Source organism: Halomonas sp. C10-5 (genome assembly GCF_057169305.1).
On the sequence record NZ_CP175665.1, the window covers coordinates 505,047 to 523,583 of the forward strand.

An 18,537-nucleotide genomic window follows, 5' to 3' on the forward strand; every position below is an offset into this window, starting at 1 on the left:
GTAGCATCACCGTCAGGGCGGCCTTCGGGCCGCCCTGGTCGTTTCCGGCATCTCCCCGGGATGAAACGGGTGTTTGAATCAGCGCTCCGGGCGCGGCACACTCGAGACCCTGAGGTGTTGAGCGGGAGGAGCGGCCATATGGAGGGAGCGAGCATGGAGGAGCAGTTCGAGGAGCGGGTGCGCCTGGTGGTCGAGTCGGGAGTCGCCGAGGTCACCCTGGCGCGCCCGGAGGCCCACAACGGGCTGGACTGGGGGATGATCGACGGCCTGCTGGCGGCCCAGCGGCGCCTGAGCGAGCTCGAGGGGCTGCGTGTCGTGGTGCTGGCGGGGGAGGGCGAGAGCTTCTGCGCCGGCCTGGACATGGCAGCGATCATGGCCGAACCCGGGCGAGTGCCGAGCCTGATCGAGGCCGACGCGGCGGACGGCATCAATCCGGTGCAGCGCCTGGCACTGGGCTGGCGGGAGGCCGGGGTACCGGTGATCGCCGCCCTGCAGGGCCACGTCTATGGTGGCGGGCTGCAGATCGCCCTGGGGGCCGATATCCGGGTGGTACACCCGGCGGCGCGCCTGGGGCTGCTGGAGCTACCCTGGGGCATCATCCCCGACATGGGTATCAGCATCACCGGCGCCGGACTGCGCGGCGATGTGCTGCGGGAACTGGCCTGGACCGGCCGCAAGGTCTCCGGTGAGGAGGCCGTGGCGCTGGGGCTTGCCACCCGGCTCGCCGAGGAGCCGCTGGCCGCGGTGCAGGAGAGCGCCGCCGCCATCGCCGGCCATTCGCCGAAGGCGGTGGCCGCCTGGGGGGAGCTGCTGGAGCGGGCGCCGGGGCTGGAGGTGCGCGCGCGCCTGGCCCTGGAGGCGCGGCTGCAGGCCGGTCTCCTCGGCGGGGTCGAACAGCAGGAGGCCATGTCGGCTCGCCTGGCCGGCCGAGCCGCGCGCTTTACCCCCTGACGAGGCCGCTGTCGGCGGTTAGGATAGGACGCCCGCCCCGGAGCCTGCCCATGACCGCATCCACCGCCGCCCCGCCTCGCCTTCGTCCCTACCAGCAGGAGGCGGTGCGCCGGGTGATCGAGCACTTCCGGGGCTCCGACGAGCCGGCGGTGGTGGTGCTGCCCACGGGCAGTGGCAAGTCGCTGGCGATCGCCGAGCTGGCGCGCCTGGCCCGGGGGCGGGTGCTGGTGCTGGCCCATGTGCGCGAGCTGGTGGAGCAGAACCACGCCAAGTACCAGGCCTACGGCCTGTCCGCGGATATCTTCAGCGCCGGCCTGGGGCGCAAGGAGAGCGGCCGCCAGGTGGTGTTCGGCTCGGTGCAGTCGGTGGTGCGCGGCCTCGAGCGCTTCGACGATGGTGACTTCACCCTGCTGGTGATCGACGAGTGTCACCGGGTCTCTCCCGCCGAGGATGCCAGCTACCGCCGGGTGATCGAGCGGCTGCGCCGGGCCAACCCGCGCCTCAAGGTGCTGGGGCTGACCGCCACCCCCTACCGGCTGGGGCAGGGCTTCATATATCACCGCCACCATCACGGTATGGTGCGCGGCGAGGCCGACTGCTTCTTTCGCGACTGCGTCTTCGAGCAGCCCCTGCGCCTGATGGTCAAGCAGGGCTATCTCGCCGAGCCGGTGAGGATAGATGCGGCGGTGGAGCGCTACGACTTCTCGGCGCTTACACCGGGGACCAGCGGCCTGTTCCGGGAGGAAGAGCTCAACCGGGTGGCTGCGGGCAACCGCGCCACGCCGGGCATCATCGCCGAGATCATCGAGCGCGCCCGCGACCGCCAGGGGGTGATGCTGTTCGCGGCAAGCGTGGCCCACGCCGAGGAGATCCTGGGCTACCTGCCGGCGACCGAGGCGGCGCTGATCACCGGCGAGACCCCCTCCGCCGAGCGCGAGCGGCTCATCGCCGCCTTCAAGGCCCGGGAGGTCAAGTACCTGGTCAACGTGGCGGTGCTGACCACCGGCTTCGATGCGCCCCACGTGGACCTGATCGCCATCCTGCGCCCCACCGAGTCGGTGAGCCTCTACCAGCAGATCGTCGGCCGCGGGCTGCGCCTCTCGCCGGGCAAGCGCGACTGCCTGATTCTCGACTACGCCGGCAACCCCTGGGACCTCTATGCCCCGGAGGTGGGCTCGCCCCGGCCCAACTCCGACAGCGAGCCGGTGCAGGTGGAGTGCCCGGCCTGCGGACACGCCAACCTGTTCTGGGGCAAGCGCGACGGCGAGCTGGTGATCGAGCACTTCGGCCGCCGCTGCCAGGGGCTTGTTGAAAGCGCCCGACCCCGTGCGAAAAGCGGAAATTCAACGTCGACATCGACGACGACGGCGATGGAGCAGTGTTCGTTTCGCTTTCGCTTCAAGGTGTGCGGGGAGTGCGGCGCCGAGAACGATATCGCCGCCCGGCGCTGTCACGGCTGCCAGACCCTGCTGGTGGACGCCGACGACAAGCTGAAGGAGGCGCTGCGCCTGCGCGACGCCCGGGTACTGCGGGTCGCCGGCATGCAGCTCGAGGCCACCGTCAATGGCCGCGGCCTGGCGCGGCTCAAGGTCACCTATCATGACGAGGAGGGCGTAACGCTGTCCGAGTGGTTCGCCCTGGAGACCCCGGCCCAGCGAGGCGCCTTCGCCGCGGCCTTCCTTCGCCAGCACCTGCGGGCCCCGGGGGTGCCCTTCCGGCCCACCACGCCAGATGAGGTGGTTGCCGAACAGCGGCGACTACGCCATCCGGATTTCGTGGTGGGGCGCAAGGTGGGGCGCCACTGGCAGGTGCGCGAGAAGCTCTTCGACTATACCGGGCGCTACCGCCGCGCGGTCGAGGCGGGGTAGGTCAGCCGGCATTGCCTCGAGGGCAAGCCGGGCGTGGGAAGGGAGGGCGACTCAAGAATGCGGCTCGTCATCGCCGTCCCGGTCTTCCTGTTCCTGCTGCTCCTGGAGGTAGCGGTCGCGGTGGGCGCTGGAGCAGAACCACTGGCCTCTCTCGCGCTGGGCTTCGCCCTCCGGTACATGCACCTGGCACCAGGCGCAGCGAACCATCTGATTGCCCCCGGCGCCCTCGCGGTCGTCCTCCAGCAGCTCTTCGCGCTCCAGTTTCCATTCCCGGTAGATGCGGTACAGCTTGAGGCCGGCCAGGAACAGCACGGCGAAGATGATCAGGCGAATTATCAAGAGGTTCATCCAGGTGGCTCCCAGGTGGGGTGGTCGGCTTTGCCAGTCGGCCGCCCATGCGGGACAATGAGGGCATACATCGATTCTCGAGAGATTTCCAAGCCCATGCAAGACCTGACGCTGGTGATGGCTCAGCTGGACCCTCTGGTAGGGGATATTCCCGGCAACACCGAACGCGCCATCGAGGCGGTGCGTGAGGCGCGCATCGAGCATGGCGCCGATATCGTGGTGCTCCCCGAGCTGTTCCTGACCGGCTATCCGCCGGAGGACCTGCTGCTGCGCCCCTCCATGGAGACTCGCCTGCGTGCGGCGCGTACCCGCATGGCAGAGAAGGTGGTGCGCGACGTGCTGGTGATCGTCGGCTATCCCGGCCGCCGCGAGGGACGGCTCTGGAACCTGGCCGGCGCGCTCTTCGACGGCGAGTGGCTGGGTGAGTACGCCAAGCAGGCGCTGCCCAACTACGAGGTGTTTGACGAACAGCGCTACTTCGCTCGTGGCAGCGAGCCGCTGGTGATCGAGCATCGTGGGGCGAAGCTGGGCCTGCTGATCTGCGAGGACCTCTGGGAGGAGGCGCCGGCGCGCCAGGCGAAGGAGGCCGGTGCCGAGATCCTGATCAGCCTCAACGCCTCGCCCTTCCATCAGGACAAGCCCGCCGAGCGGCTGCGCCTGCTGGAGGAGCGCGCCGCGGCGGTGGCGCTGCCCATCGTCTACGTCAACCAGATCGGCGGCCAGGACGAGCTGGTGTTCGACGGCGGATCGGCCTGCGTGGATGCCGCCGGCGAGCTGGTGGTGCAGGCCCCCCACTGGGCGGTGGGGGTGATGCCGGTGCAGTTCATCCACCAGCAGGGCGCCTGGGTGCCCCAGGCCGGGGAGACCGAACCCGACGTCTCGCCGGAGGAGAACCTCTACTGTGCGCTGGTCACCGGCCTGCGCGACTACGTCAACAAGAGTGGCTTCGAGGGCGTGGTGCTCGGGCTCTCGGGGGGGATCGATTCCGCGCTGTCGCTGGCCATCGCCGTGGACGCCCTGGGCCCGCAGCGGGTGGAGGCGGTGATGATGCCCTACCACTACACCGCGGATATCTCGAAGGAGGATGCCGCCAGGCAGGCCGACATGCTCGGCGTGCACTACGAGGTGATGCCCATCGAGCCCATGGTGGAGGCGTTCATGACGACCCTCGCCGGGGCCTTCGAGGGCACGCAGCGCGATACCACCGAGGAGAACCTGCAGTCGCGCTGTCGCGGCGTGCTGCTGATGGCACTCTCCAACAAGAAGGGCCTGATGGTGCTGACCACCGGCAACAAGAGCGAGATGGCGGTGGGCTACGCCACGCTCTACGGCGACATGGTGGGCGGCTACAACGCCATCAAGGATGTCTACAAGACCTGGGTCTATCGCCTGGCGCGCTGGCGCAACACCCAGTCGCCGGCGATCCCCGAGCGGGTGATCGAGCGCCCGCCCTCCGCGGAGCTTGCCCCGGACCAGCAGGACAGTGATTCGCTACCCGACTACGACACCCTGGACGCCATCCTGGTGCGCTATATCGAGGGCGACATGAGCGCCGAGGCGATCATCGAGGCGGGCTTCGACCGCGACGACGTCTACCGGGTGGTCAAGCTTGTGGACCGCTGCGAGTACAAGCGCCGCCAGGCGCCGGTGGGCGTGCGGGTGACCCGGCGTGGCTTCGGCCGCGATCGCCGCTACCCCATCGTCAACGGCTGGCAGCCGGGGGAGTGACCCCTGGGGCGTGACCGCGCCAGGTCGACCGCGAATGGAAGCCAAGAAACCGGCGCTGCCACTGGCAGCGCCGGTTTCTGCATTCCGGGGTGCGCGGCCAGGGGCGTCGGCGATGTCAGGTCTCGGTCGGGCCCGGGTGGCGGGAGTGTTGTCGCCAGGTGTTGCGGCCGTCCTGCTTGGCACGGTACATCGCCGCGTCGGCGGCCCCGAGCAGTTCCTGCCAGCCGTCACCATCTTCGGGGTAGCGGGCAATCCCCACGGAGACGCCGATATGAATCTCGTGCCCGTCGAGGGGGAAGGGCTCGGTGAGGGCCTCGATCAGCTTGTCCGCCACGCGGATGGCGCTCCGGTCGTCGTGGAGCGGCAGCAGCACGGCGACGAACTCGTCACCGCCCAGTCGGGCCAGGAAGTCGGCCTCGCGTAGTGTCTCGCGCAGGCGCCGGGTCACGGCTCGCAGCAGGTCGTCGCCGGCGGCATGACCGAGGCTGTCGTTGACCTCCTTGAAATGGTCGAGGTCCAGGAACAGGACTCCCAGCCCGAATGCCTCGCGGTGTGCCAGGCGCAGTCCCTGCTCCAGATGCTGCTCGAGGTGGAGGCGGTTGGGCAGTCCGGTCAGTTCGTCGTGCAGGGCGCGATGCTGGACCTCCGCCTCGGCGGCCTTCTGGGCGGTGATGTCGTTGAAGATATGGATATGACGCCGTGGCCGCCCCTCCTCGTCGCGCACCGTGCTGATGGTCTGCAGGGCGGTGAGGATGCTGCCATCGGCGCGGCGGTAGCGTACCTCGCCCTGCCAGGCATCCCGCTGGGCCAGGGATTCTCTGCCCGCGTCCAGCGGCTCGGAAGTGTCGCCATGGGCGGCGATCAGCGCCTGCAGCGGCTGTTCCCTCACTGCCTCGGGAGGGTAGCCCAGCAGTCGGGTGAAGGCCGGGTTGATGTCGAGCAGGTGCTGGTCGGCATCGGTGATGGCGATCGCCTCGTGGGCATGGCGGAAGACGCTGGCCGCCTGACTCAGTTCCTCGTCGGTCTCGGCCAGCCGCTGCGCCTGGTTGGCCACCTGGGTGAGCAGCGGGGCAAGGGCGCGGCTGACGACGGCGGTGCCGAGCAGGGTCAGCAGGCCTACCGCAATCACGGGCCACAGCAGCTGGTCCCAGACGGCGTGCAGGATATCGGTATCGGGGATCACCACCCGCAGCTCCCAGCCGGGGGTCTCGAGGGGCACGCGGTAGATGGCCTGATGCGGCTCGCTGCGTGCCGGGTCGAGGGGAGCGAGGCTCGCTCCCGACGCGGTGGAGGTGAGCTGGAGTCCGCTTTCCTGCTCGACCAGCACCTGGCGCACGTTGGGGCCGAAGCGTCGGCCATCCTCGAGCAGCGCGGCGAGCCGCTCGGTGCTGAAGATCAGGATGTCGCGACCGATGGGTTGGCCATGCTGTCCGGCAATCGTCAGGCAGGTCTGCAGCAGCGAAGGGGTGTCCCGTGCCAGGGTGACCCGGCAGCTGTCTGCATCGCGCGCCTTCGCCGGTGCCGGGAGCATCGCCGGGGGCGCGCCCAGTTGCGCGACCGTCTCGTCTGCGGGGCCCAGGCGCAGTATGCCCCGGATGTCACGGATCTCGTCGAGGGCATCGGCCAGCCGGGGCTCGGTGAAGCGCCGTAGTGCCGGCAGCGAGACCTCTCCCAGGGCGTACTGCTCAAGGCGCATGCGAATCTCGCTGCGGCTGGCGAGCTGGCGGGCGATATCGACGTAGCGGGTCAGTTCATGATGCAGGGCTGCCGCCTGGGCTTCGGCCCCGAGGCGGGTCGTTTCCTCGACGCTGTCGCGGGCGGCCAGATAGAAGGGCAGGGCGGTGGCGAGTCCGGCCAGCAGGCCGGTGATCAGGATGCCCAGGGCGGCCAGGATCCGGATGTGCCGGTGCATCCGGCGGATTCGCTGAGTGACGCGCGACGGGTCGCCTGGACTCATGGGGGGCCTATCGGTAGGGGAGCCGTGGTGTGCTGATGGCCTCAGTATACCTAGGGTCAGCGTTGAGGGGCTTTAGTACCTTGGGCCACAGTCACACAAAGGGCCCGCCAGCGAGGCTGACGGGCCCTTCGAGAGCAGGCGAGGTCGGCAGGTCAGGCCGAGAGCGACTCGGCGTCGACATGGCGCGGCTCGAAGGTGCGGCCACGCAGCTGGTCGTGGTCGGGTGCGTTGTCGATCAGCACCCGGAGCACCTCGCGGGCGCGGTCGCGCATCTCCAGGCCCAGGTAGCCCTCGACCATGACCGCCAGGGCATCACGAGTCGCCTCGCTTTCCGGGTAGTTCTCGACCACCCAGCGCCCCCGCTCCACGGCGGCCAGATAGGCGCCACGGCGCATGTAGTAGTCGGCCACGTGCAGCTCATGGCGTGACAGCAGGTTGCGCAGGTAGACGATGCGCTGGCGGGCATCCGGGGCGTACTGGCTGTCGGGGTAGAGCCGGACGAGCTCGCGGAAGTCGGTATAGGCGTCGCGGGAAGCGCCCAGGTCGCGCTTGGAGATATCGATCAGCTTGAGGCGCTCGAGGCTGAAGCGGCCAGCCTGCCAGGCGGCCAGCCCGCGCATGTAGAGCGCATAGTCGGCCTGGGGGTGGCTGGGATGCAGGCGGATAAAGCGGTTGGCCGCGGCGCGGGTCGCTTCCCAGTCGTCGATCTCGTAGTAGGCGTAGATCAGCTCCAGCTGGGCCTGCTCGGCGTGACCGCCGAACGGGAAGCGGGTGTCCAGCGCCTCGAGCCGGGAGATGGCGGCGGTGAAGTTGCCGCGGTCCAGGGATTCGCGCGCCTCCTCGTAGAGCTCGCGCTCGCCGAGGTCGGCATACTCGACCTCTTCATCCGCGACCTGCGAGGCGGTGCTGGCACCCTCGTCGCGAGAGTCATCGGCGCCACCGCCGAACAGCGAGCAGCCGGTCAGCAGGCTGGTGGCCAGGAGCAGGGCCGCGAAACGGGCAGGGGAGTTGGAAACGCGCATCGTGATCCTCGTGGCAAACAACGCGGACAGGCCGTGTTAGAATCGGCTCTAAACCCGCTCACTATAAAGCACTGCGTGGCAAAACGCAGTCATCGGCGGCGCCTCGATCCCGATCCCCGCAAACGGTCACCCTCTTCCATGTCCCAGACCTTCGAAGCACAGCAGCGTGTTCCCGACGCCATGGCCGGTCAGCGCCTCGACCAGGCCGCCGCGGAACTCTTCGCCGAATTCTCCCGCGAGCGCCTCAAGGCCTGGATCAAGGCCGGCGACCTGACCCTGGACGAGCGACCGGCACGGCCCAAGGACAAGGTCTATGGCGGCGAGTGGCTGCGCCTTTGCACCGAGGTCGAGGACGATACTCGTTTCGAGCCCGAGGATATTCCCCTGGATGTGGTCCACGAGGACGATCAGGTGCTGGTGATCAACAAGCCGCCGGGGTTGGTGGTGCACCCGGCGGCAGGCAATCCGGATGGCACCCTGCTCAATGCCCTGCTGCACCACGACCCGGCGCTGGCGTCGGTGCCCCGGGCCGGCATCGTCCATCGCCTGGACAAGGAGACCAGCGGCCTGATGGTGGTGGCCAGGACCCTGACCGCCCAGACGGCGCTGGTGGAGCAGCTGCAGGCGCGCACGGTGTCGCGGGAGTACGATGCGATCTGCGTGGGCGTGATGACTGCCGGTGGTACGGTGGATGCGCCCATCGGCCGGCACCCCAAGGATCGCAAGCGCCAGGCGGTGACCGCCTCCGGCAAGCCGGCGGTGACCCATTACCGGGTGGTGGAGCGCTTCCGCGCCCATACCCACGTGCGCTGTCGGCTTGAGACCGGGCGTACCCACCAGATTCGCGTGCATCTCGCCCATCTGCGCTATCCCCTGGTCGGCGACCCCGTCTACGGCGGCCGTCTCAAGCTGCCCGCCGGGGCCTCGGAGACGCTCAAGGAGATCCTGCGCGAGTTTCCGCGCCAGGCACTGCATGCGCGCAAGCTGGCCTTCGTGCACCCGGGGAGTGGCGAGCAGGTGAGCTTCCGTGCGGCGCTGCCGGACGACCTTCTGATGCTGCTCGACTACCTACGCGACGACCACCAGACGATGCGCTGACTTCCCTGCTGTGCCGAGGAGACTGCCATGAGCGATGCCCCCGACCTGCGGCCCTCCCTGGTCCTGCCCGACTGGCCGGCGCCTACCTCCGTGGGGGCCTTCGTCACCACTCGCGAGACCGGTCCCAGCCAGGGCGACTTCGCCTGCTTCAACCCCGCCGATCATGTAGGCGACAATCCCGACCATGTGGCGCTGTGCCGGCGGCTGCTGCAGAAGCAGGTCGACGAGGAGCGCCCGCTGCTGTGGCTCAACCAGGTGCATGGTGCCCGGGTGCAGCAGGCCTACGCCGCCGAGCCGCCCGAGGCCGATGCCGCGGTGGCCTTCGATCGCGACTACGCCTGCGTGGTGCTTACCGCCGACTGCCTGCCGGTATTCCTCTGTGACCGCCGCGGTGAGCGGGTGGCGGTGGCCCACGCCGGCTGGCGCGGGCTGGCCGGCGGGGTGCTGGAGGCCACGGTGGCCGCGCTGGGTGTGCCGCCCGAGGAGCAGTTGGCCTGGCTGGGGCCGGCAATCTCCAATGCCCAGTTTGAGGTGGGGCCCGAGGTCTACCAGGCCTTCGTCGGCGTGCACCCCGAGGCCGCCGATGCCTTCGATCCCAGCCCCTATCGCCTGGGCCACTACATGGCTGACCTCTATCGCCTGGCGCGCCTGCGTCTGGAGCGCCTGGGCGTCTCGCATATCAGCGGCGGCCACTTCTGCACTGCCTGCGAACCGCGCTTCTATTCCCACCGACGCGATGACGGCCGCACCGGCCGCATGGCCAGCGTGATTTGGCTGCGCTAGCCCCCTTCCTCCTTTGACCAGCGTCAACTTGTCACGCACTTCCCCTGGCGGCCGACTTGAAACCCGGCCAGCCTGACGCCATTGAAGGTGTCAAGACATTCACAGGGTCAAGCGGGGCGTCCGACCGCCTCGCCATCCCGATGGAGGAAGTTGCTATGCGTTTCGACAAGTTCACCGCCAAGCTGCAGAACGCCGTGGCGGACGCCCAGTCGCTGGCCGTGGGGCGTGGGCATAACCAGCTGGAGCCCGGGCACCTGCTGCTGGCGCTGCTGGAGGCCACCGATACCGGCGTCAAGGCGCTGGTGCAGAAGGCCGGGGGCGATGCTGCCCGGCTGCGTGATGGCCTGGTGGGCCACCTCGACGACCTGCCTAGGGTCGCCAACTTCGACGGCGAGGTGCAACCCTCCCGCGACCTGATCAAGCTGTTCAACCTTACCGACCGTGAGGCCCAGAAGCGCGGCGACCAGTACATCGCCAGCGAACTGGTACTGCTGGCTGCGCTGGAGATGGGGCATGCGGTGACCAAGCTGCTGACCCAGGCCGGGGTCACCCGCAAGTCGCTGGAGACCGCCGTCGACAGCGTGCGCGGCGGCGAGAAGGTCGACGATCCCAATGCCGAGGATCAGCGCGAGGCGCTGGAGAAGTACACCCTGGACCTCAACGAGCGCGCCGCCAGCGGCAAGATCGACCCGGTGATCGGCCGCGACGACGAGATCCGTCGCACCATCCAGGTGCTGCAGCGTCGCACCAAGAACAACCCGGTACTGATCGGCGAGCCCGGCGTGGGCAAGACCGCCATCGTCGAGGGGCTGGCCCAGCGCATCGTCGACGGCGAGGTGCCCGAGGGTCTCAAGGACAAGCGCGTACTGTCGCTGGACATGGGCGCGCTGCTGGCCGGGGCCAAGTTCCGTGGCGAGTTCGAGGAGCGCCTCAAGTCGGTGCTCAAGGAGCTGGCCCAGGAGGAGGGCCGGGTGATCCTGTTCATCGACGAACTGCACACCATGGTCGGCGCCGGCAAGGCCGAGGGCTCCATGGATGCCGGCAACATGCTCAAGCCGGCGCTGGCCCGCGGCGAGTTGCACTGCGTGGGTGCCACCACCCTGGACGAATACCGCAAGTACATCGAGAAGGACGCCGCCCTGGAGCGCCGCTTCCAGAAGGTGCTGGTGGACGAGCCCTCCGAGGAGGACACCGTGGCGATCCTGCGTGGCCTCAAGGAGCGCTACGAGGTGCACCACAAGGTCGACATCACCGACGGCGCGATCATCGCCGCGGCCAAGCTCTCGACCCGCTATATCACCGACCGCCAGCTCCCCGACAAGGCCATCGACCTGATCGACGAGGCCTCCTCGCGCATCCGCATGGAGCTCGACTCCAAGCCTGAGGAGATGGACCGCCTCGACCGCCGGCTGATCCAGCTGAAGATGGAGCGCGAGCACCTCAAGAAGGAGACCGACGAGGCCTCGAAGAAGCGCCTGGAGAGCCTCGAGGAGCAGATCGACGAGCTCGAGCGCGAGTACGCGGACCTTGACGAGATCTGGAAGGCCGAGAAGGCCAGCATCCAGGGGGCGGGCCAGTTCAAGGAGGAGCTCGAGCGGGCCCGCATCGAGCTGGAGCAGGCCAAGCGCCAGGGTGACCTGGGGCGCATGTCCGAGCTGCAGTACGGGGTGATCCCCGCGCTGGAGAAGAAGATCGCCGAGTCCAGCGAGGCGGAGGCCGATACCTCCAAGCACACCCTGCTGCGGTCCAGTGTCACCGAGGAGGAGATCGCCGAGGTGGTCTCGCGCTGGACCGGCATCCCGGTGTCCAAGATGCTCGAGGGCGAGCGCGACAAGCTGCTGCGCATGGAAGAGGCGCTGCACGAACGGGTGATCGGCCAGGACGAGGCGGTGACCGCGGTGGCCAACGCCGTGCGCCGCTCCCGTGCCGGGCTGGCCGACCCCAACCGGCCCAACGGCTCTTTCCTGTTCCTCGGCCCGACCGGGGTGGGCAAGACCGAGCTCTGCAAGTCGCTGGCCAACTTCCTCTTCGACACCGAGGAGGCGATGGTGCGCATCGACATGTCGGAGTTCATGGAGAAGCACTCCGTGGCGCGGCTGATCGGCGCACCTCCCGGCTATGTTGGCTACGAGGAGGGCGGCTATCTGACCGAGGCGGTGCGCCGCAAGCCCTACTCGGTGCTGCTGCTCGACGAGGTGGAGAAGGCCCACCCGGATGTCTTCAATATCCTGCTGCAGGTGCTGGAGGACGGGCGCCTCACCGACGGCCAGGGCCGCACCGTGGACTTCCGCAACACGGTGATCGTGATGACCTCCAACATGGGCTCGGACATCATCCAGCGCATGGGCGGCGATGACTCGGACTATGCGCAGATGAAGGAGATGGTGATGGCGGTAGTCGGCGACCACTTCCGGCCCGAGCTGATCAACCGCATCGACGAGGTGGTGGTGTTCCACGCCCTCGGCCAGGCGCAGATCCAGGCCATCGCCGGGATCCAGCTGGATCGCCTGCGTGCACGGCTCGCCGAGCACGACCTGCGTCTCGAGGTCAGCGAGGCGGCGCTGGCCCTGCTGGCCGAGGCGGGTTTCGACCCGGTATTCGGTGCCCGGCCGCTCAAGCGGGCGATCCAGGCGCGCATCGAGAACCCGCTGGCCCAGGACCTGCTGGCCGGCAAGTTCGCACCGGGCGACGTCATCCATGTGGAGGCGGAAGGCGACCAGCTGGTATTCCAGAGCTAAGGCCGCGCGGTAAAGCCGCGTCACATAGCGCCACAAAGCGTTACCTTGCTGCCCGGGCGACCGGGCGGTATCGGTCTACACTGAGATTCAGGTTGCGTCCTGTAACCCCCTTGCCCGTCCCTCCCCGCGAGCGGACGGGCTCTTTTATGGCGCCTGGGATGCAAGGCCGCCTTGCCGAATCGCCCGTCATGGGCTACCCACGCTGTTTCCGCGGTTGACACTGCCACAGTGCTAATGGAATCTTGACCCTTCCTGATACGGGCACGGACCCAGCGGGCAATCCCCCATCGCCGTGTGAAGGGTAGGCCTCACGGCCTCTACTCGCCGAAGGACTTCCGATCGCGGGCCAACCGCCCCGGTCGGCCAACGCCCCGCCGCGGCGAACCGCCGTGATGAGAGTGCAGGCCCCAACAGGGCTTCTTGCCAGGGTTTGGCATCAGGTGCCGGTACTTCCGGCAGCGGCATACCGCCGCACTCGACACCGTCTCCCCCAGCGGAGGCGGATCGCACTCGAGACCTCCAGGGGAGAAAAACACGTGGAATTGCTTTCCGGCGCGGACATGATCGCCCGCTTCCTGCAGGATGAGGGCGTCGAATATATCTATGGCTATCCCGGCGGCGCGGCGCTGCATATCTATGACGCCCTGTTCCGCCAGGACAAGGTCAAGCACATCCTGGTACGCCACGAGCAGGCGGCCACCCACGCCGCCGACGGCTATGCCCGGGCCTCCGGCAAGCCGGGCACGGTGCTGGTGACCTCCGGTCCCGGTGCCACCAATGCCGTCACCGGCATCGCCACCGCCTACATGGATTCGATCCCGATGGTGGTGCTGTGCGGCCAGGTGATGAGCCACCTGATCGGCGACGATGCCTTCCAGGAGACCGACATCGTCGGCGTGACCCGGCCGATCGTGAAGCACAGCTTCTCGATCCGGCACCCGAGCGAGATCCCGGAAGTCCTCAAGAAGGCCTACTACCTGGCCGCCACTGGCCGGCCGGGCCCGGTGGTGGTGGACATTCCCAAAGACATGACCGCGCCCACCGAGCGCTACGAGTACGTCTACCCGAAGAAGGTCAAGATGCGCTCGTACAATCCGGTCACCCGCGGTCACAGCGGTCAGATCAAGAAGGCCGTGGAGCTGATGCTCAAGGCCAAGCGTCCGGTGTTCTACACCGGCGGCGGCGTGGTCACCGGGCGGGCCAGCGAGGGGCTGACCGATCTGGTCAAGCGCCTGGGCTACCCCATCACCACCACCCTGATGGGCATCGGTGCCTACCCCCAGAGCGATCGTCAGTGCCTGGGCTGGCTGGGCATGCACGGCTCCTACGAGTCCAACATGGCCATGCATCATGCCGACCTGGTGATCGCCATCGGCGCTCGCTTCGACGACCGCGTGACCAACAACACCTCGAAGTTCTGCCCGACTGCCAAGGTCATCCATGTGGATATCGACCCGAGCTCGGTCTCCAAGACCGTGCGTGCCGATGTACCCATCGTGGGGCCGGCGGGCAGCGTGATCAGCGAGATGATCAGCCTGGTGCAGGGCAAGGAGATCGCCCATCCCGAGGCCCTCCAGGAGTGGTGGCAGAAGATCGACGGCTGGCGCGAGGAGCGTGCCGGCAAGCTCTACGAGCCGTCGAAGCCCGGTGAGACGATCAAGCCCCAGGAGGTGATCGAGGCGCTGTGCCGGGTCACCCGCGGCGAGGCCTATGTGACCACCGACGTGGGCCAGCACCAGATGTTCGCGGCCCAGTACTACAAGTTCGACAAGCCCAACCGCTTCATCACCTCCGGGGGGTTGGGCACCATGGGCTTCGGCTTCCCGGCGGCCATGGGCATCAAGCAGAACTTCCCCGACGAGCAGGTGATCTGCGTCACCGGCGAGGGCAGCTTCCAGATGATGATGCAGGAGCTCTCCACCTGTAAGCAGTTCGGGGGCGGCGTGAAGATCGTCAACCTGAACAATGCCTCGCTGGGCATGGTGCGCCAGTGGCAGGACCTCAACTACAAGTCGCGTCATGCGCACTCCTACATGGAGTCGCTGCCCGACTTCCAGAAGCTGATCGAGTCATATGGCTTCACCGCGCTGAAGGTCGAGACCCTCGACGAGCTCGAGCCGGCACTGGAGCGTACCTTTGCCGACAAGCACGAGCTGGTATTCCTCGACGTTGCGGTCGACCCGCACGAGCACGTCTATCCGATGCAGGTGCCCCTGGGCTCCATGCGTGACATGCTGCTTTCCAAGACGGAGCGGACCTGATGCGCCATATCATCTCGATTCTGATGGAAAACGAACCGGGCGCCCTGTCTCGCGTGGTGGGGCTCTTCTCGCAGCGTAACTTCAACATCGAGACGCTGAACGTGGCGCCCACCGAGGATCCGACCCTGTCGCGCCTGACGGTCACGACCGTGGGCGACGACCGGATCATCGAGCAGATCACCAAGCACCTCAACAAGCTGATCGATGTGGTCAAGCTGGTCGACCTCACCGAGGGCAACCACATCGAGCGCGAGCTGATGCTGGTGAAGGTGAAGGCGCTGGGCTCGACCCGCGACGAGGTCAAGCGCACCGCGGATATCTTCCGCGCGCAGATCGTCGACGTGACGCCGAGCCTGTTCACGGTGCAGATCACCGGCGATGCCGGCAAGCTCGACGCCTTCCTGCAGGCCATGGAGCCGGTGGGGGTGCTGGAGGTGGCGCGCACCGGGGTGTCGGGTATTGCCCGCGGGGAGAAAGTGTTGTCCCTGTAGCCGGCTCAGCATCAATGCCATCTGCTGCAACGACAAGGCCGCCCCGAGGAGCGGCCTTCGTGCGTCTGGGCCCGGCTCAGCGTTCCACCACCTCGTCCCAGAGCGCGCGGATCAGCGGGCTGCGCAGGCGTCGCTCAAGCACGCAGAGGCCGACGTCATAGTGCGGCAGTTCCGGCTTCACCGGGAGTACGCGCACCCGCTCGCGCAGCGGGCTGTTGTCGAGCACGATCCTGGGCACCACGCCGATGCCGAAGCCCAGCCCCACCATGCTGACGATCGCCTCGTGGCCGGCCACCTGGGCATAGATCCGCGGCGTCACGCCCAGCGCCCGGAACCAGGTATCGGCATGGCTGCGTGACAGGCCGGCTTCGGAGAGGATCATGGGTACCTCGCGCCACTGCTCGGCGCTGGGTGACTCCGGCGTGGGTGGGATCCAGTCGGGTGTTTCCCGGGGAGCGATGAACACCAGCGGCGCCCGGGTCAGCGACTTGAAGGCCAGCGCCTCCGGGGTCTGACGCGGACGCGGGGTGATCGCCATGTCTTCGTCCCCGGCCAGCACACGGCTCATCGCCTCGGCGGGGTCGCCGGTATGCAGCTTGAGCTCGATGCCGGGGTGGCGACTGCGGAACTCGCTGAGCAGCTCGTAGAGGAAGCTGTAGCTGGCAGTGACCGAGCAGTAGACGCTGATCTCGCCGGTGAGCCGTCGGGCCTCGCTCATCAGCGACAGGCGCAGCTCCTCCCAGCGCTCCAGGGTCTCCCGGGCATAGTGCTGGAAGGTCTCGCCCTGGCGGGTGAGGGCGACGTGGCGGTTGTCGCGTTCAAACAGGGTCACCCCCAGGCTCTCCTCCAGCTGGCGGATGGAGCGAGAGAGGGTGGAGGTGCTGACGTGGCATGCCTCGCTGGCGCGTCCGAAGTGCAGGGTGTCGGCCAGGGCGAGGAAGTGGTTGAGGGGTCGCATGTCCATGCAAAGACTATTGCATATTTCGGGATATATTGTTGCAAATATCGCGTTTTACGCAATGGCGGGGCTGGCGTATGGTTAGGCCATCGGATGCCGCGAACTCAGTCCCGCGTCAGACGGGGCGGGTGGCCATCAACGCTGACACTCTCACTCTCTTCATGTTTTCAGGAGCACGACATGCACGTTTACTATGACAAGGATTGCGACCTCTCCCTCATCCAGGGCAAGAAGGTCACCATCGTGGGCTACGGTTCCCAGGGCCATGCCCACGCCAACAACCTCAAGGAGTCCGGCGTCGACGTCACCGTCGCCCTGCGTGAAGGCTCCTCCTCCGCTGCCAAGGCTGAAGGCGCCGGCCTCAAGGTCGCTTCCGTCGAGGAGGCGTGCAAGAGCGCCGATGTGGTGATGATCCTGGCCCCGGACGAGAACCAGAAGGCGATCTACGAGAACCAGGTCGAGCCCAACCTGAAGCAGGGCGCCACTCTGGCCTTCGCCCACGGCTTCAATATCCACTACAACCAGATCGAGCCGCGCAAGGATCTGGACGTGGTGATGATTGCACCCAAGGCCCCGGGCCATACCGTGCGCTCCGAGTTCGTGCGTGGGGGCGGCATTCCGGACCTGATCGCCATCCATCAGGACGCCACCGGCAACGCCAAGGAGCTCTCCCTTTCCTACGCGGCGGCCATCGGCGGCGGTCGCAGCGGCATCATCGAGACCACCTTCAAGGACGAGACCGAGACCGACCTGTTCGGCGAGCAAGCCGTGCTTTGCGGCGGCGCCGTGGAGCTGGTCAAGGCCGGCTTCGAAACCCTCACCGAGGCAGGTTACGCCCCGGAGATGGCCTACTTCGAGTGCCTGCACGAGCTCAAGCTGATCGTCGACCTGATGTACGAGGGCGGCATCGCCAACATGAACTACTCCATCTCCAACAACGCGGAGTATGGCGAGTACGTGACCGGCACCGAGGTGATCAACGAGCAGTCCCGCGCCGCCATGCGCAATGCGCTCAAGCGCATCCAGACCGGCGAATACGCCAAGATGTTCATCAACGAGGGCAACAGCAACTACCCCTCCATGACCGCGCGTCGTCGTCTGAACGCCGAGCACCAGATCGAGCAGGTGGGTGCCAAGCTGCGCGGCATGATGCCGTGGATCGCGGCCAACCAGCTGGTGGACAAGAGCAAGAACTGATCGAGTCTGCGACTCGAGACGAGGATCAGGGGCGCGGGTAACCGCGCCCCTGGTCGTTTCCGGACAGTGTCAGGTGGCATGGTCGGCTTTGCGCCCATGGGTGGCCGTGCAAGAATGGCCCCATGATTTCCAGGCAACGGATGAGACGATGAGTCAGGATCCCCGCAGCAACGAGCATGATGTCTCGCCCCACAGCGAGGGGCCGCCCCGGGAAGAGGAGTCCCCCCAGGATGAGGATCTTGCGTCGGTCTTCCTGCGCGAGACGGAGGTGATCGAGGAGGCCGAAGAGGATGGCCGCACCGTCAGGCGCAAGGGCATCTACCTGCTGCCCAATCTCTTCACCACCTCGGCGCTGTTCGCCGGCTTCTTTGCGGTGATTGCCGGCATCAACGGCGATTTCACCGCCGCCTCCGTGGCGATCTTCATCGCCATGGTGCTCGACGGCCTGGATGGTCGCGTGGCCCGGATGACCAACACTCAGAGTGCCTTCGGAGCGGAGTATGACAGTCTCTCCGACATGCTCTCCTTCGGGGTGGCGCCGGCACTGGTCGCCTTCACCTGGATCCTCCAGGATATCGGCAAGACCGGCTGGGTGGTGGCCTTCCTCTATGTGGCCTGCGCTGCCCTGCGTCTGGCACGCTTCAATGTGCAGATCGGCAGCGTCGACAAGAAGTGGTTCATCGGCCTGCCCAGCCCCTCGGCGGCGGCGCTGGTGGCTGCCAGTGTGTGGACCTTCCATAGCTTCGATGCCGAGGCCTTCGGGTTCAAGCTGCTGATGCTGGTCATCGTCGGCGCCGCCGGCGTGCTGATGGTCAGCAATATCCGCTACTACAGCTTCAAGGATATCGATCTCAAGGGGCCTGTGCCCTTCGTGGTGCTGCTGGCCATCGTGCTGGGCTTCGTGGTGATCAGCGTGGAGCCCTCGGTGATGCTGCTGCTGCTATTCGCGACCTACGTGGTTTCCGGTCCGGTGATGGCGGTGATGCGCAAGCTGCGCCATGCTCCGCCACTGGACTGAACCCTCTCGATCCCGTGTAAACCGACGCCCGCGATCAGCGGGCGTCGTCGTTTCTGAAACTTTTTATCCGAAGGTATTGCACGCCGCCGGGGAAAGCCGTAAAGTACGCATCCGCTGCC

14 protein-coding genes are annotated in these 18,537 nt (G+C 67.3%); 10 read left to right on the top strand and 4 right to left on the bottom strand.

Features of this window, described 5'->3' with window-relative positions; translation table 11 throughout:
* The first annotated feature begins 138 nt into the window (after positions 1–138).
* Together ACJ7IV_RS02400 and radD are read left to right on the top strand one after the other, a co-directional pair.
* The gene (locus tag ACJ7IV_RS02400; RefSeq protein WP_483865601.1) at positions 139–951 is read left to right on the top strand and encodes an enoyl-CoA hydratase-related protein; all 813 of its coding nucleotides are present in this window, start codon (positions 139–141) and stop codon (positions 949–951) included.
* A 50-nt stretch (positions 952–1,001) separates the two neighbouring features.
* On the top strand, positions 1,002–2,819 hold the full coding sequence (gene radD / locus ACJ7IV_RS02405) for a DNA repair helicase RadD (RefSeq protein ID WP_483865602.1): 1,818 nt from the start codon (positions 1,002–1,004) through the stop codon (positions 2,817–2,819).
* A 51-nt stretch (positions 2,820–2,870) separates the two neighbouring features.
* Here radD and ACJ7IV_RS02410 read toward each other — a convergent pair whose 3' ends face one another.
* A complete protein-coding gene (locus ACJ7IV_RS02410; protein ID WP_483865603.1) occupies positions 2,871–3,167 on the bottom strand; it encodes a PP0621 family protein in 297 nt (98 codons plus the stop codon).
* Positions 3,168–3,263: 96 nt separating this feature from the next.
* Between ACJ7IV_RS02410 and ACJ7IV_RS02415 the strand changes: the two genes are divergently transcribed.
* Entirely contained in the window at positions 3,264–4,895 is a 1,632-nt protein-coding gene (locus tag ACJ7IV_RS02415) for an NAD+ synthase (RefSeq protein WP_483865604.1), read from the top strand.
* Positions 4,896–5,010: 115 nt separating this feature from the next.
* Here the strand turns inward: ACJ7IV_RS02415 and ACJ7IV_RS02420 are convergent, their stop codons facing one another.
* On the bottom strand, positions 5,011–6,807 hold the full coding sequence (locus tag ACJ7IV_RS02420) for a diguanylate cyclase domain-containing protein (protein ID WP_483865605.1): 1,797 nt from the start codon (positions 6,805–6,807) through the stop codon (positions 5,011–5,013).
* 197 nt (positions 6,808–7,004) lie between these two features.
* Complete coding sequence (locus tag ACJ7IV_RS02425; protein WP_483865606.1) at positions 7,005–7,874, bottom strand: outer membrane protein assembly factor BamD; 870 nt, start codon at positions 7,872–7,874, stop codon at positions 7,005–7,007.
* A gap of 138 nt (positions 7,875–8,012) precedes the next feature.
* Between ACJ7IV_RS02425 and rluD the strand changes: the two genes are divergently transcribed.
* The 5 genes from rluD to ilvN all read left to right on the top strand — a co-directional run bounded on the left by rluD (position 8,013) and on the right by ilvN (position 15,245).
* Positions 8,013–8,972, top strand: a complete 960-nt coding sequence (rluD, locus tag ACJ7IV_RS02430) for a 23S rRNA pseudouridine(1911/1915/1917) synthase RluD (RefSeq protein ID WP_483865607.1) — start codon at positions 8,013–8,015, stop codon at positions 8,970–8,972.
* A gap of 27 nt (positions 8,973–8,999) precedes the next feature.
* A complete protein-coding gene (pgeF, locus tag ACJ7IV_RS02435; RefSeq protein WP_483865608.1) occupies positions 9,000–9,755 on the top strand; it encodes a peptidoglycan editing factor PgeF in 756 nt (251 codons plus the stop codon).
* A 155-nt stretch (positions 9,756–9,910) separates the two neighbouring features.
* Positions 9,911–12,493, top strand: coding sequence for an ATP-dependent chaperone ClpB (gene clpB, locus ACJ7IV_RS02440; protein WP_483865609.1), 2,583 nt, complete (start codon positions 9,911–9,913; stop codon positions 12,491–12,493).
* Between the two features lie 536 nt (positions 12,494–13,029).
* The gene (locus tag ACJ7IV_RS02445) at positions 13,030–14,754 is read left to right on the top strand and encodes an acetolactate synthase 3 large subunit (protein WP_483865610.1); all 1,725 of its coding nucleotides are present in this window, start codon (positions 13,030–13,032) and stop codon (positions 14,752–14,754) included.
* Positions 14,754–15,245, top strand: coding sequence for an acetolactate synthase small subunit (gene ilvN, locus ACJ7IV_RS02450; RefSeq protein WP_483865611.1), 492 nt, complete (start codon positions 14,754–14,756; stop codon positions 15,243–15,245). Before ACJ7IV_RS02445 ends, ilvN begins: the two co-directional genes overlap by 1 nt.
* Positions 15,246–15,321: 76 nt before the next feature.
* Here ilvN and ilvY read toward each other — a convergent pair whose 3' ends face one another.
* A complete protein-coding gene (ilvY, locus tag ACJ7IV_RS02455) occupies positions 15,322–16,209 on the bottom strand; it encodes an HTH-type transcriptional activator IlvY (protein ID WP_483865612.1) in 888 nt (295 codons plus the stop codon).
* A gap of 174 nt (positions 16,210–16,383) precedes the next feature.
* On the opposite strand from ilvY, the gene ilvC reads away from it, so the two are divergent.
* Together ilvC and pssA are read left to right on the top strand one after the other, a co-directional pair.
* Complete coding sequence (ilvC, locus tag ACJ7IV_RS02460) at positions 16,384–17,400, top strand: ketol-acid reductoisomerase (protein WP_483865613.1); 1,017 nt, start codon at positions 16,384–16,386, stop codon at positions 17,398–17,400.
* 148 nt (positions 17,401–17,548) lie between these two features.
* On the top strand, positions 17,549–18,418 hold the full coding sequence (pssA, locus tag ACJ7IV_RS02465) for a CDP-diacylglycerol--serine O-phosphatidyltransferase (RefSeq protein WP_483865614.1): 870 nt from the start codon (positions 17,549–17,551) through the stop codon (positions 18,416–18,418).
* Positions 18,419–18,537 lie beyond the last annotated feature (119 nt).

Bases quoted from the DNA above. Each gene is read 5' to 3' on its own strand.
- ACJ7IV_RS02400 (WP_483865601.1), top strand. From the start codon at position 139: ATGGAGGGAGCGAGCATGGAGGAGCAGTTCGAGGAGCGGGTGCGCCTG.
- radD (WP_483865602.1), top strand. From the start codon at position 1,002: ATGACCGCATCCACCGCCGCCCCGCCTCGCCTTCGTCCCTACCAGCAG.
- ACJ7IV_RS02410 (WP_483865603.1), bottom strand. From the start codon at position 3,167: ATGAACCTCTTGATAATTCGCCTGATCATCTTCGCCGTGCTGTTCCTG.
- ACJ7IV_RS02415 (WP_483865604.1), top strand. From the start codon at position 3,264: ATGCAAGACCTGACGCTGGTGATGGCTCAGCTGGACCCTCTGGTAGGG.
- ACJ7IV_RS02420 (WP_483865605.1), bottom strand. From the start codon at position 6,807: ATGCACCGGCACATCCGGATCCTGGCCGCCCTGGGCATCCTGATCACC.
- ACJ7IV_RS02425 (WP_483865606.1), bottom strand. From the start codon at position 7,874: ATGCGCGTTTCCAACTCCCCTGCCCGTTTCGCGGCCCTGCTCCTGGCC.
- rluD (WP_483865607.1), top strand. From the start codon at position 8,013: ATGTCCCAGACCTTCGAAGCACAGCAGCGTGTTCCCGACGCCATGGCC.
- pgeF (WP_483865608.1), top strand. From the start codon at position 9,000: ATGAGCGATGCCCCCGACCTGCGGCCCTCCCTGGTCCTGCCCGACTGG.
- clpB (WP_483865609.1), top strand. From the start codon at position 9,911: ATGCGTTTCGACAAGTTCACCGCCAAGCTGCAGAACGCCGTGGCGGAC.
- ilvN (WP_483865611.1), top strand. From the start codon at position 14,754: ATGCGCCATATCATCTCGATTCTGATGGAAAACGAACCGGGCGCCCTG.
- ilvY (WP_483865612.1), bottom strand. From the start codon at position 16,209: ATGGACATGCGACCCCTCAACCACTTCCTCGCCCTGGCCGACACCCTG.
- ilvC (WP_483865613.1), top strand. From the start codon at position 16,384: ATGCACGTTTACTATGACAAGGATTGCGACCTCTCCCTCATCCAGGGC.
- pssA (WP_483865614.1), top strand. From the start codon at position 17,549: ATGAGTCAGGATCCCCGCAGCAACGAGCATGATGTCTCGCCCCACAGC.